Origin of the sequence: Pseudomonas anuradhapurensis, from assembly GCF_014269225.2 — a bacterium.
GTDB classification, from domain to species: domain Bacteria; phylum Pseudomonadota; class Gammaproteobacteria; order Pseudomonadales; family Pseudomonadaceae; genus Aquipseudomonas; species Aquipseudomonas anuradhapurensis.
This window is the reverse complement of the sequence record NZ_CP077097.1, coordinates 1,359,763-1,373,029: the sequence shown is the minus strand read 5'-3', so window position 1 is coordinate 1,373,029 and position 13,267 is coordinate 1,359,763. Positions and strand designations below refer to the sequence as shown.

Genomic DNA, 13,267 nt, shown 5'->3' with positions numbered 1-13,267 from the left:
CCGAAAAGAGTTGAGAATTTAGATTAGACGCTTTCTATAAATGCGCACGGCGGCGAGCTTTTTTCAAAGCATCGCCGCCGCGGCAGGGTACATCATTTTGCTATCAGTTGCGCGCGATATTGGTCGGCGCCATGGCCAAGGCACGCTTGGCTTCGATGAAGGTCTTGCTCCAGTAGCGGTCACCGAGGCTGTCGATGCGCACGCCACCGCTGCGGCGGCTGCTGGAGTGGATGAACTGGTTGTCACCCAGGTAGATGCCGGCATGGCTGACGCGGCCGCGGCCGTTGGTGCTGAAGAACAGCAGGTCGCCTGGCTTGAGCTTGTTGCGCGCCACTTTCGGGGCATCGACGTTGATCATTTCCCGCGTCGAACGCGGCAGGGTCACGCCCGCCTCTTCGCGGAACAGGTAGCCGATGAAACCACTGCAGTCGAAGCCGGATTTCTCCGAGGTGCCGCCGAAGCGGTAGCGGGTGCCGATCAGCGACATGCCACGCTCGAGAATGCTGTCAGCCAAGACTGGCAACTGGTAAGGCTTGCTGCTGGAGAACGCCTCCAGGTCATCTTCGGTGGCCAGCTCTTCCGGCTCGCCGAATACCGACGAGGACGAGGCTTTGGCCTTGAACGCCGATTCTGCGGCGATCGGGGTGTGATCCTGGGGCTGCTGCTCGGAATGAGAAGCCGGGCCATGGGCCGCACAGCCAAAAAGCAGGGTCACGAGTGCGAGTGGCACGAGGGGTGCGAAGCGCTTCAGCATGGGCACGACCGTGTCTGTAATCCTTTAGAAGGATGAAACTATGCCCTCTATCATGGCCATTTGCAAATTTTATCGAAAAAGATGTGACTTTTTTGTTTTGCCGCTCTGGCCCAGCGTTTTCGGCACTTACCAGCCCAGGGTTTCCTTGAGGAACGGGATGGTCAGCTTACGTTGTGCCTGCAATGAGGCCTGGTCGAGGCGTTCGAGCAGGTCGAACAGGGCGCTCATGCTGCGTGCGCCACGGGTAAGGATGAAGTGGCCGACTTCGTCGGTAAGGTGCAGACCGCGGCGCGAAGCACGCAATTGCAGGGCGCGCAGCTTGTCTTCATCGGACAGGCCACGCATTTGGAACACCAGGGCCAGGGTCAGCCGCGACTTCAGGTCGGGCAGCTTGATCGGCAGCTCGCGCGGCGACGCCGAGGCCGCCAGCAGCAGCCGTCGACCGCTGTCACGCAGGCGGTTGAACAGGTGGAACATGGCCTCTTCCCAGTCAGCCTTGCCGGCGATTACATGCAAGTCGTCGATGCACACCAGTTCGTACTGGGCCAGGTAGTCGAGCAACTCGACGCCGCGGTCGAGCAATTGTGCCAGGGGCAGGTACACGGCAGGCTCGCCGCGTTGCTGGAAGCGGTGGGTGGCAGCCTGCAGCAGGTGGCTACGGCCAACACCCTGCTTGCCCCACAGGTAGATAAGGCTCTCGGTCCAGCCGGCGTCGGCTTCGCATAGCCGCTCGACGTAACCCAATGCCGCAGCATTGGCGCCCGGATAGTAGTTGATGAAGGTGGCGTCATCGCGCAGGCGCACACCCAGGGGCAACTGGATCGGTGGTTTCATGCTCGCGGGCGGTCGCAGGACCGCAGGGGGCCTTTGGTGAACAATCTGCAAAGTCTATACCCGCAACGCGGGGTGCACAATCGCGGCAACCGATAGCACAAGCTAAATCAAGGAGTTGCGTGCCAAATAGGGTCTGCGCGCCGTGTAGGAGCGGCCTGGCCTCAAAGCTCCGGGTCAACGCCCCCGGCATACATCTCCGATTCCTTGTACAGGTCGTGCACATGCCGCAGCAACACCATGATCACCGCCGCCACCGGCAGCGCCAGCAGCACGCCGGTGAAGCCGAACAGTTCACCGCCGGCCAGGATGGCGAAGATCACCGCCACCGGGTGCAGGCCGATGCGGTCACCCACCAGCAACGGCGTCAGCACCATGCCTTCCAGCGCCTGGCCGACCATGAACACCGCAACGATGCCCAGCATCGGATACAAGTCGCCAGCGAACTGGAACAGTCCCGCCACCAGGGCCGCGCCGATGCCGATGACGAAGCCCATGTACGGCACGATGGCCGCCAGCCCGGCGAGCATGCCGATCAGCAGCCCCAGCTCCAGCCCCACCAGCATCAGCCCGGCCGAATAGATGACCCCCAGGGCCAGCATCACCATCAATTGCCCACGCACGAACGCCCCCAGCACTTCATGGCATTCGCCCGCCAGGCCCATCACTTGCGGCTCGCGCTGGCGCGGTAGCAGGCCACGCAGCTTGGCCATCATCCGGTCCCAGTCGCGCAGCAAATAGAAGCCCACTACCGGGATCAGCACCATGTTGGCCAGCCAGGCCATCAGCGCCAGGCCTGAAGCTGTGGCATGCGACAGCAGCATGCCGACCATGTCGGTAGTCTGGCCCATGTGGCTGCCGATGGCAGCCTTGATCCGGTCGAATTTCCAAAAACCGTCAGCCAGGCCCAGGCGGCTCTGCACCCAGGGCAGGGCCACGTGTTCGAGCCAGTCGAGCATCTGTGGCGCCAGCTCGTAGAGGCGCACCAGCTGCTTGGCCAGCAGCGGCACCAGCACCAGCAGCAAGGCCAGCAACAGTAGTGTGAACAAGCCGAACACCACGATCACGCCCCAGGTGCGCGACAGCCCCAGGCGTTCAAGGCGGTCGACCAGAGGGTCGGCCAGGTAAGCCAGCAGGATACCGATCAGGAATGGGGTGAGGATGTTGTGCAGGCTATAAAGCAGCACGGCAACCAGCAAGGCAACGCCCAGCCAGATCCAACGGCGTACGTCGGTCATGGTATGTGCATCCCCTTACCAGCGAAAACGCAGGCCGTCGAACGGCGCCAGCGCAGGCTGGGCCGGCGCGGCGGGTGGCACGCCCGCCCCAGCAGCCGCAGCTGGCGGGGTTGGCAACGCCGGTGCCTGTTCGGCCGGTAGCTCCTGCAGCCTGGCCAGGCCAAGCTGGGCCCGCAGCTGTTCGCGGTTGGCCGTCACCGCATAGGTCAGGGTGCTGCCCTCGGCCATCTGCAGGCGTGGGCCGTAAGGTTCGAGCACACGTGCCAGCTCGGCGTAGCGCTGCAAATTCATCCCCTGCACCTGCACCTGCAACTGGCTGCTGGCGCCGGGGCGCGTGACGTAGCGCGGCGCCAGGCGGACGCTGACCGCCTGCATCACGGCGTCGGCCAAGGCTGCCGGGTCGGCGCCCTCGGCGGTGCCTTGCTCGCGTTGGTCGCCCAACCATAACTGCCATTTGCCTTGCCACTTGCCGTCGGCTTCGCGAGCATGCACCGCCAGCAGGGCATCGGCGCCGTAGCGCTCGGATGCTTCGCGCAGCGGTGCCGGGTCGCCGCCCTCGATATGCTCGGCGTTGGCCACCAGTTGCTCCTGCAGGTCGGCCAGCGGCAGGCGCAGCGGCAAGCCACGGTGCTGGGCGGCGCGGCGCAGCGGTTCGGCGCTGGCCTGGCCGTCGCCAACCAGGCTGCTGCCTTCGGCACTGTCGTTCAGCCACCAGCCAAGGATCGATGGCCGGTTGCTGCCCCACAAGGCCAGGCCGGCCTTGCGCAGGGCCCGCTCGGTACTGCCGGGGTCGAACTCGACCAGCACCGACTCGGGTGGCCCGGCTTCGCTGGCGACCTGGTTGATGATTTGCTGCGGGTCCTTGCGCAGCTCGGCCAGTGCCGGGTTCTGTGCCGCCTTGGGGTCGCCGGTCAGGCGCAGCACCAGGGTGTCGAGCGCCTTGGCGGTAGCCGCTGCGCGGGCTTCGGCGCCCGGCCCGGTGACCGGTTCGCGTACCTGGTAAAGGCCAGCGACATTTTCAGCCTGGACGGTGGCCGAGATCAGGGCCAGGCAACCGGCTGCCAGAATATTGAACAAACGCATGGAGGATTCCTGTCCAGTCGAGCATCAGGCCGCAAGCCTGACGCTGCAAGAAAAAGCAGGCCGAGCGCCAGGCTGGCGTGTCGCGCAGCGTGAAGCCCGTTGCTTGCAGCTTATACATATGCAACCGCATCAACCACCCTCAGGCTTTTTTCAACAATTACCGCCCTGCCCGTCGGCCTGAGGATGGCCGCTGCCCGGCAACCCTGATAAAATCGCGCGCCTTCACAGACCACTGACGTTTCAGGCAGCCGCCGCCTACCAGCCGGCCTTGGCCGTCATGGTCGTTTTTTTAGAATCCCTCCCTCCTAAAGGCCTGGATCAATGAGCAAGCAACCCTCCCTGAGCTACAAGGACGCCGGTGTAGACATCGACGCCGGCGAAGCACTGGTCGAACGCATCAAGGGCGTGGCAAAACGCACCGCACGCCCTGAAGTCATGGGTGGCCTGGGCGGCTTCGGCGCCCTCTGCGAGATCCCGGCCGGCTACAAGCAACCGGTGCTGGTCTCCGGCACCGATGGTGTCGGCACCAAGCTGCGCCTGGCGCTGAACCTGAACAAGCACGACAGCATCGGCCAGGACCTGGTCGCCATGTGCGTCAACGACCTGGTGGTGTGCGGTGCCGAGCCGCTGTTCTTCCTCGACTACTATGCCACCGGCAAGCTCAACGTCGATGTGGCCGCCACCGTGGTCACCGGCATTGGCGCCGGTTGCGAACTGGCTGGCTGCTCGCTGGTCGGCGGTGAAACCGCCGAGATGCCGGGCATGTACGAAGGCGAAGACTACGACCTGGCCGGCTTCTGCGTCGGCGTGGTGGAAAAGGCCGAGATCATCGACGGTTCCAAGGTCGCCACCGGCGACGCGCTGATCGCCCTGCCCTCCTCGGGCCCGCACTCCAACGGCTATTCGCTGATCCGCAAGATCCTTGAAGTGTCCGCCACCGACATCGAGAACACCCAGCTGGACGGCAAGCCGCTGGCCGACCTGCTGATGGCGCCGACCCGCATCTACGTCAAGCCGCTGCTGCAGCTGATCAAGAACACCGGCGCGGTCAAGGCCATGGCCCACATCACCGGTGGTGGCCTGCTGGACAACATCCCGCGCGTACTGCCGGCCAACGCCCAGGCGGTCATCGACGTGGCCAGCTGGCAGCGCCCGGCGGTGTTCGACTTCCTGCAGGAAAAAGGCAACGTCGACGAGCATGAAATGCACCGCGTGCTGAACTGCGGCGTCGGCATGGTCATCTGTGTCGCCCAGGACCAGGTAGAAGCTGCACTGAACGAACTGCGCGCCGCCGGTGAGCAGCCATGGGTGATCGGCCACATCGCCGAAGCCGCCGAGGGCGCTGCCCAGGTCGAGCTGCAGAACCTCAAGGCACACTGATGCCAAGCAAGACCTGCAATGTAGTGGTACTGCTGTCGGGCTCCGGCAGCAACCTGCAAGCGTTGATCGACAGCTGCCAAGGCCAGGACAGCCCGGTATGCATCCGCGCGGTGGTTTCCAACCGCGCCGACGCCTACGGCCTGCAACGCGCCGCGGCAGCCGGCATCGACAGTGTCGTGCTCGAGCACACCCAGTTCGACAGCCGTGAAGCCTTCGATGCCGCGCTGATGGCGCGCATCGACGGTTTTGCCCCGGACCTGGTGGTGCTGGCCGGTTTCATGCGCATCCTCAGTGGTGACTTCGTGCGTCACTACCAAGGCCGCCTGCTCAATATCCACCCGTCGTTGCTGCCCAAGTACAAGGGCCTGCATACCCATCGGCGGGCGCTGGAGGCAGGCGACGCCGAACACGGCTGCAGCGTACACTTCGTGACTGAGGAACTCGATGGCGGCCCATTGGTCGTACAGGCTGTAGTGCCGGTGGCGTCTGACGACACCGTCGAAAGCCTGGCCCAGCGGGTACACCGCCAGGAACATCTGATCTACCCGCTGGCAGTGCGCTGGTACGCTGAAGGGCGCTTGCGTCTTGGCGAACACGGCGCATTACTGGATGGCCAACCCCTGGCGGCCAGCGGTCACCTGATTCGATCCTAGGAGAATTTATGCGTCGCGCCCTGCTCTTGGCTCTCGCCGTGCTCGCCCTGCCCCTCCAGGCAGCTGATCTGAAGCCTTTCTCGGCCAGCTACACCGCCGACTGGAAGCAGCTGCCCATGAGCGGCACCGCCGAACGCAGCCTGGTCAAGAATGCCAACGGTACCTGGGACCTTAACTTCAAGGCCTCCATGATGATCGCCAGCCTGACCGAGCAAAGCACCCTGCGCATGGACAACGATACCCTGCTGCCGCAGCAGTATCACTTCGAGCGCGGCGGCCTGGGCAAGGCCAAGAAGGTCGACCTGAACTTCGACTGGAACGCCAAGAAGGTCACCGGCAGCGATCGTGGCGATGCCATCAACCTGCCGCTGAACCGTGGTGTGCTGGACAAGTCGTCCTACCAGCTGGCCCTGCAGCATGACGTGGCCGCTGGCAAGAAAAGCATGACCTACCAGGTGGTTGACGGTGACGAGATCGACACCTACGACTTCCGCGTCCTGGGCACCGAAAAGGTCACCACCAAGACCGGCCAGGTCGATGCGGTCAAGGTCGAGCGTGTACGTGACCCGAGCCAGAGCAAGCGCATCACCGAGCTGTGGTTCGCCAAGAACTGGGATTACCTGCTGGTGCAACTGCGCCAGGTCGAAACCGATGGCAAGGAGTACGTGATCGTGCTGCAGGATGGCACGGTCGATGGCAAGCCGGTCAAGGGCAACTGAGCCGCACTGCCTGAAGCACCCGAAGCCCCGCCTTGAGCGGGGCTTTTTTCTGCCTGCCTTGCACCGACGGCCTTGTGCCGCGATGGGCCGCAGAGCGGCCCCGGCAATCTTGCGTCAAGGCAAAGATCCTGGGGCCGCTGCGCGCCCCATCGCGACACAAGGCCGCTCCTACAAAAGCGCACCAACAGGCCCAGGGGCTGTTGATGAAACTTGTTTCATGACTGTTTTATTTACTTAGCCTGCTAACAAACTCTATAAAGAGGACGTGCGACAGCTTGTCGCAGCCAACTCAAGCAGTGGAGTTTACCGATGACAGTCCAAGTAACCGAACGCGACGAATCGAAAATGTCCCACGAAGGCCTGGCCGCTGGTGTGCGGATCTGGGATGTGCACCAACAAGGCCAACTGGTGGGCATGTTCCACAACGAGCACGAAGCGCACCAGTACCGGGCCGAGCTGGAAAACCTGGAAAACCAGCGCACCACGCAGTGACCCCGCTACCCATGAAAAACCCCGCCAAGGCGGGGTTTTTGCTGTTTACCACATCAGGTCGTCCGGGATCTTGTAGGCCGCATACGGGTCGTCCTCGTCCGCTTCCTCGACATGGGTGTTGAGCAGCAGGATACGGCTGGGGTCACGCTCCTGGATCTTCACCGCCGCTTCGCGGGGAATGACCTCGTAACCACCGCCAAACGACACCACGGCCAGCGCACCGTTGCTCAGCTTGGTGCGCATCAGGGCGTTGACGGCAATACGCTTGACCTTCTTGTCGTCGACGAAGTTGTAGTAGTCCTCGGTGTTCAGTTTGGGCAGGCGGGTGGCTTCGATCAGTTGCTTGATCTGCGCCGCCCGGGCCTTCTGCTCGGCTTTTTCCTGCTGCTGGCGGTTCAGCTCCTGGTCCCGCTTGGCCTTCTCGGCCATGGCTTCCTTGGCCAAGCGCTGCTGGCTGTCGTCCACCTCGACCTGGCCTTTATGCTCCAGGCGTTTCTGTTTCTTCTCGGCCTTGTTGGCCTGGGAAACCTGTTTCTGGTTGACCAGACCGGCTTTGAGCAATTGGTCGCGAAGGGAAAGGCTCATGAATGTTCACTCACTTATGCAACAGCTCAGCCGCAGCTGGGCAGGTTCTTTTCCTGACGCTTGGCTTCACCCCAGAGGGTGTCCAGCTCGTCAAGGCTACAATCTTCGATGGGGCGCCCACTGTCGCGCAACACCTGTTCGATGAAGCGAAAACGCCGTTCGAACTTGCGGTTGGCGCGGCGCAGGGCATGTTCAGGGTCGTGCTTGAGGTGGCGGGCCAGGTTGACGCTGGCGAACAGCAGGTCGCCGATTTCATCTTCGAGCGCATCGGCGTCGCCGTCGGCCATGGCCTGCAGCACTTCGTCCAGTTCCTCGCGGACCTTGTCCAGCACCGGCAATGCCTCAGGCCAGTCGAAACCGACGGTGGCCGCGCGCTTTTGCAGTTTGGCGGCACGCGACAACGCCGGCAATGCCGCGGGTACATCGTCGAGCAGCGACAACTGTTCGGGCTGGCTCTTTTCCGCACGCTCTTCGGCCTTGATTTCTTCCCAGCGTGACTTGACCTGGGCCTCGCTCAAGCTGGGGGTGTCCACCGGCGCATACAGCTCACCGGTGGGGAACACATGCGGGTGGCGGCGGATGAGCTTGCGGGTGATGCTGTCGACCACGCCAGCGAACTCGAAGCGCCCTTCTTCGCGGGCCAGCTGGCTGTAGTACACCACCTGGAACAGCAGGTCACCCAGTTCACCTTGCAGGTGCTCGAAATCGCCGCGCTCGATGGTGTCGGCGACCTCGTAGGCCTCTTCGATGGTGTGCGCGACGATACTCGCGTAGTTCTGCTGCAGGTCCCATGGGCAGCCGTACTGCGGGTCGCGCAGGCGGGCCATGAGGTGCAGCAGGTCGTCAAGGGTGTAGGTCATCTAAGCAGGTCCTTCGGTGGTGGCTGCTTCGCGGATCAACCCGCCCCGCGAAGCAGGCGCCGCAGTCTCAAGGCGTACGATTACGCCGCGTCTCGATGATGTTCGGCAACTGCGAGATCCGCCCCAACAGGCGCCCCAGCGCGTCCAGGCCGGGAATCTCGATGGTCAGCGACATCAATGCGGTGTTGTCTTCCTTGTTCGAGCGGGTATTCACCGCCAGCACGTTGATCTTCTCGTTCAGCAGCACTTGCGACACGTCGCGCAGCAGGCCCGGGCGGTCGTAGGCTCGTATCACGATATCCACCGGGTAGGTCTGCACCGGGATCGGCCCCCAGCTGACCTGGATCATGCGCTCGGGCTCCTTGCCCGCCAGCTGCAGCACCGAGGCGCAGTCCTGGCGGTGGATGCTCACGCCACGGCCCTGGGTAATGTAGCCGACGATGGCGTCGCCCGGCAGCGGCTGGCAGCAGCCGGCCATCTGCGTCAACAGGTTGCCGACCCCCTGGATCTGGATGTCGCCACGCTTGCCGGTGCGCGGCCCGGTAGGCTTGCGCGGCACCAGTTCGATCTGCTCGATGCGCTCAGGCTCAAGCAACTGCTGGGCCGCGTTGACCAGGTGGGCCAGGCGCAGGTCGCCGGCGCCGAGCGAGGCGAACATGTCTTCGGCGGTCTTGACGTTGGTCTTCTCGGCCAGGCGCTCGAAGTCCACTTGCGGCAGGCCCAGGCGGCTGAGTTCACGCTCGAGCAGGGTCTTGCCGGCAGCAACGTTCTGGTCGCGTGCCTGCAGCTTGAACCAGTGCACGATCTTGGCCCGCGCACGCGAGGTGGTGACGTAGCCCAGGTTGGAGTTCAACCAGTCACGGCTGGGGTTGCCGTGCTTGCTGGTGATGATCTCGACCTGTTCGCCGGTCTGCAAGCTGTAGTTGAGCGGCACGATGCGCCCGTTGATCTTGGCGCCGCGGCAGTTGTGACCGATTTCGGTGTGCACGCGGTAGGCGAAGTCCAGCGGGGTGGCGCCCTTGGGCAGGTCGATGGCATGGCCGTCAGGGGTGAACACGTAGACCCGGTCCGGCTCGATATCGACCCGCAACTGCTCGGCCAGGCCACCGATGTCGCCCAGTTCTTCGTGCCATTCCAGCACCTGGCGCAGCCAGGAGATCTTCTCTTCGTAATGGTTGGAGCTGGACTTGACGTCGGTACCCTTGTAGCGCCAGTGGGCGCAAACCCCGAGCTCGGCTTCCTCGTGCATGCCGTGGGTACGGATCTGCACTTCCAGCACCTTGCCCTCGGGGCCGATCACCGCGGTGTGCAGCGAGCGGTAGCCGTTTTCCTTGGGGTTGGCGATGTAGTCGTCGAACTCCTTGGGAATGTGCCGCCACAGCGTGTGCACGATACCCAGTGCGGTGTAGCAGTCGCGGATTTCCGGCACCAGCACGCGCACTGCGCGCACGTCGTAGATCTGGCTGAACTCCAGGCCCTTGCGCTGCATCTTGCGCCAGATCGAGTAGATATGTTTCGCCCGGCCGCTGATGTCGGCCTTCACGCCGGTGGCCAACAGTTCGTTCTGCAGCTGGTTCATCACGTCGGCGATGAAACGCTCGCGGTCCAGCCGCCGCTCGTGCAGCAGCTTGGCAATCTGCTTGTACTGGTCGGGCTCGAGGTAGCGGAAGGACAGGTCTTCCAGCTCCCACTTGATGTGGCCGATGCCCAGGCGGTGCGCCAGCGGTGCATAAATGTCGAACACCTCGCGAGCAACACGCAGGCGTTTCTCGTCGTCGGCGGCCTTGACCGCACGGATCGCGCAGGTGCGCTCGGCCAGCTTGATCAGCGCCACGCGCACATCATCGACCATGGCCACGAGCATCTTGCGCAGGTTCTCGACCTGCGCCTGCGAACCCAGCACCAGCGACTGCCGCGGGCTGAGGCTGGCGCTGATGGCCGCCATGCGCAGCACGCCGTCGATCAGCTTGGACACTACCGGGCCGAAACGCTGGCTGACCTCGGCCAGGGTCACCTTGCCCTCGCGCACCGAGCGGTAGATGACCGCCGCTACCAGGGAATCCTGGTCGAGCTTGAGGTCGGCGAGGATTTCGGCGATTTCCAGGCCTGCCTGGAAGCTGGACGTCCCGTCCGCCCAGGAATGCTTGGCCGGATTGCCTTTTTTCTCGACTTCATGGGCGAACTCGCAGGCCTCTTTCAGCGCTGCGCGATCCAGTGCCGAATCGACGCTCACCACATGGTCCAACCATGCTTCGAGATTGATACTGCCGTCAGTGTTGACCGGCTGGTGCACTCTCACCTGTACCATCTTTGTTTTACCTTTCCATACAGCGCACCACGCGGGCGCGCTGGCGATCACCGTGCGGCTGCCATTCCCTGAAAGCCGCACCAAGGGGCCAGTCAGCTAGCCCGCTTCGAATAACGCCATGGCCTCGACATGCGCCGTTTGAGGAAACATGTCGAGAATCCCGGCCCTTTTTAACCGGTACCCCTGGCCGACCAGCACCTGGGCGTCTCGCGCCAGCGTGGCCGGATTGCACGATACGTAGACCAGCCTTCTGGCCTTGAGGCGGGCGATGCCTTGCACCACTTCGAAAGCACCGTCGCGCGGTGGATCCAAGAGTACCGCAGAAAAGCCCTCGGCGGCCCATCCGGTGCCTGCCAAAGGCTGCGATAAATCGGCCTGAAAAAACCGTGCGTTATGCACATTGTTGTTCCGGGCATTGGCTGCGGCCCGATCGACCATGGCCTGCACGCCTTCCACTGCCACCACCTCGCGCGCCTGGCGCGCCAGCGGCAAGGCGAAGTTGCCCAGGCCGCAGAACAGGTCCAGCACACGCTCGTCGGCCTGCGGTGCAAGCCAGGCCAGGGCCTGCTCGATCATTGCCGTGTTGACCTGGGCATTCACCTGCACGAAGTCACCCGGGCGCCAGGCCAGTTCCAGCTGCCATGGTGCCAGGGCGAAGCCCAGTTGCGCAGCCGGCTGCAGCGGTGCCGGCTCACCTTCGCCTTGCAGCCACAGTTGCGCCTTGGCCTGCTCGCAGAACGCTTGCAGCCTGGCCAGGTCTTCTGCTGGCAACGGCGCGACATGGCGCACCAGCAGCGCCTCGGCAGTGCCGCTGAACAATTCGACATGGCCCAGCGCCTGCGGCTTGCTCAAGGAACGCAGCACAGTCGGCAAATGGCGCAGAATCGACTGCAAGGGCTGTACCAGCACCGCGCAATCGTCGATGGCAATGATGTCCTGGCTGGCTTCGGCGCGAAAGCCCACCTGCAGTTGGCGTGCCTTGGCATCCCAGCGCACCGCCACGCGGGCGCGGCGACGGTAGCCGAATTCCGGCCCGCTCAGCGGCGGCGCCCACTCTTCGGGTTGCACGCCGGCGACCCGCTGCAGTTGCTCGGCCAGGGTGCGCTGCTTGAGCGCCAGTTGCGCCTCGTGCGGCAGGTGCTGCAGGTTGCAGCCACCACAACGATCGTAATACCGGCAAGGCGCCTCACGGCGCTCCGGGCTGGCCTGCAGCAGCCGCTCCAGGCGGGCCTCGACCACTTTGCCGCGGGCATTGAGCACCCGCGCCTCCACGGCTTCGCCGGCCAGGGCGCCGCTGACGAACCAGGTGCGCCCCTCGAAGAAGGCGATACCCCGGCCGTCACCGGCCAGGCGCTCGATGTCCAGCCGCTGCTTCTTGCCCACGGGTACCTGGGCGGTACGGTTACCACCGGCCGGCTGGAAGCGCAGGCCGCTGTTGCTTTTTTTCTTGGACATTTAGCTCAGGTCGAACAGGCCGGTGGACAGGTAACGGTCGCCACGGTCGCAGATGATCGCGACCATCGTGGCGTTTTCCACCTCGCGGGACAGGCGCAGCATGGCCGCGACCGCACCACCGGAAGACACGCCGCAGAAAATGCCCTCTTCACGGGCAAGGCGGCGGGTGGTGTCTTCGGCTTCCTGCTGCGACATGTCGACCACACGGTCGACGCGGGTGGCGTCGAAGATCTTCGGCAGGTACTCCTCGGGCCAGCGGCGGATACCCGGGATGGCCGAACCTTCCATCGGCTGCAGGCCGATGATCTGCACCGCCGGGTTCTGTTCCTTGAGGTACTGCGAGCAGCCCATGATGGTCCCGGTGGTGCCCATGGAGCTGATGAAATGGGTGATGCTGCCCTGGGTCTGCTGCCAGATCTCCGGGCCGGTGCTGGTGTAGTGGGCGATCGGGTTGTCGCCGTTGGCGAACTGGTCCAGCACCAGGCCACGGCCTTCGGCCTGCAGCTTCTCGGCCAGGTCACGGGCGCCTTCCATGCCCTCTTCCTTGGTCACCAGGATCAGCTCGGCGCCGTAGGCGGTCATGGCGGCCTTGCGCTCGGCGGTGGAGTTGTCAGGCATGATCAGGATCATCTTGTAGCCCTTGATCGCCGCCGCCATCGCCAGGGCGATGCCGGTGTTGCCGGAGGTGGCTTCGATCAGGGTGTCGCCGGGCTTGATCTGGCCGCGCAGTTCGGCGCGGGTGATCATCGACAGTGCCGGGCGGTCCTTCACCGAGCCGGCAGGATTGTTACCTTCGAGCTTGAGCAGGAGGGTATTGCTGGTTTCGCCAGCGATGCGCTGCAGGCGAACCAGAGGCGTATTGCCGACGCAATCGGCGATGGTTGGGTACTGCAAGGTCATGGCGTATTT

The 13,267-nt window shown here is 63.9% G+C and carries 13 protein-coding genes; 4 read left to right on the top strand and 9 right to left on the bottom strand.

Features of this window, described 5'->3' with window-relative positions; all coding sequences use genetic code 11:
- Positions 1–103: 103 nt before the first annotated feature.
- The 4 genes from HU763_RS06275 to HU763_RS06260 all read right to left on the bottom strand — a co-directional run bounded on the left by HU763_RS06275 (position 104) and on the right by HU763_RS06260 (position 3,906).
- Positions 104–754, bottom strand: a complete 651-nt coding sequence (locus HU763_RS06275; RefSeq protein WP_186689759.1) for a C40 family peptidase — start codon at positions 752–754, stop codon at positions 104–106.
- Between the two features lie 126 nt (positions 755–880).
- Entirely contained in the window at positions 881–1,588 is a 708-nt protein-coding gene (gene hda / locus HU763_RS06270; RefSeq protein WP_003252443.1) for a DnaA regulatory inactivator Hda, read from the bottom strand.
- A gap of 161 nt (positions 1,589–1,749) precedes the next feature.
- The gene (locus HU763_RS06265; RefSeq protein ID WP_186689764.1) at positions 1,750–2,823 is read right to left on the bottom strand and encodes an AI-2E family transporter; all 1,074 of its coding nucleotides are present in this window, start codon (positions 2,821–2,823) and stop codon (positions 1,750–1,752) included.
- A 15-nt stretch (positions 2,824–2,838) separates the two neighbouring features.
- A complete protein-coding gene (locus tag HU763_RS06260) occupies positions 2,839–3,906 on the bottom strand; it encodes a DUF2066 domain-containing protein (RefSeq protein WP_186689766.1) in 1,068 nt (355 codons plus the stop codon).
- A gap of 321 nt (positions 3,907–4,227) precedes the next feature.
- Here HU763_RS06260 and purM point away from each other — a divergent pair, with 321 nt between their 5' ends.
- The 4 genes from purM to HU763_RS06240 all read left to right on the top strand — a co-directional run bounded on the left by purM (position 4,228) and on the right by HU763_RS06240 (position 7,150).
- Complete coding sequence (purM, locus tag HU763_RS06255; RefSeq protein ID WP_186689768.1) at positions 4,228–5,286, top strand: phosphoribosylformylglycinamidine cyclo-ligase; 1,059 nt, start codon at positions 4,228–4,230, stop codon at positions 5,284–5,286.
- Positions 5,286–5,939, top strand: coding sequence for a phosphoribosylglycinamide formyltransferase (gene purN / locus HU763_RS06250; protein ID WP_170028716.1), 654 nt, complete (start codon positions 5,286–5,288; stop codon positions 5,937–5,939). The genes purM and purN overlap by 1 nt, the downstream gene beginning before the upstream one ends.
- 8 nt (positions 5,940–5,947) lie before the next feature.
- Positions 5,948–6,658, top strand: coding sequence for a DUF3108 domain-containing protein (locus HU763_RS06245; protein ID WP_170028715.1), 711 nt, complete (start codon positions 5,948–5,950; stop codon positions 6,656–6,658).
- A 309-nt stretch (positions 6,659–6,967) separates the two neighbouring features.
- Positions 6,968–7,150, top strand: a complete 183-nt coding sequence (locus tag HU763_RS06240) for a hypothetical protein (protein WP_170028714.1) — start codon at positions 6,968–6,970, stop codon at positions 7,148–7,150.
- Positions 7,151–7,195: 45 nt separating this feature from the next.
- On the opposite strand, the gene HU763_RS06235 is transcribed toward HU763_RS06240, so the two are convergent.
- The 5 genes from HU763_RS06235 to cysM all read right to left on the bottom strand — a co-directional run bounded on the left by HU763_RS06235 (position 7,196) and on the right by cysM (position 13,258).
- On the bottom strand, positions 7,196–7,735 hold the full coding sequence (locus HU763_RS06235; RefSeq protein ID WP_170028713.1) for a DUF2058 domain-containing protein: 540 nt from the start codon (positions 7,733–7,735) through the stop codon (positions 7,196–7,198).
- 26 nt (positions 7,736–7,761) lie between these two features.
- Entirely contained in the window at positions 7,762–8,595 is an 834-nt protein-coding gene (gene mazG, locus HU763_RS06230) for a nucleoside triphosphate pyrophosphohydrolase (RefSeq protein WP_186689770.1), read from the bottom strand.
- A 67-nt stretch (positions 8,596–8,662) separates the two neighbouring features.
- Positions 8,663–10,903, bottom strand: coding sequence for a GTP diphosphokinase (gene relA / locus HU763_RS06225; protein WP_186689772.1), 2,241 nt, complete (start codon positions 10,901–10,903; stop codon positions 8,663–8,665).
- 96 nt (positions 10,904–10,999) lie between these two features.
- Positions 11,000–12,358: a 23S rRNA (uracil(1939)-C(5))-methyltransferase RlmD gene (gene rlmD / locus HU763_RS06220; RefSeq protein ID WP_186689775.1), complete on the bottom strand. Its 1,359-nt coding sequence runs from the start codon at positions 12,356–12,358 to the stop codon at positions 11,000–11,002.
- Positions 12,359–13,258 (bottom strand): cysteine synthase CysM, encoded by a 900-nt coding sequence (cysM, locus tag HU763_RS06215; RefSeq protein ID WP_170028710.1) that lies wholly within the window; start codon positions 13,256–13,258, stop codon positions 12,359–12,361.
- Positions 13,259–13,267: the final 9 nt, after the last annotated feature.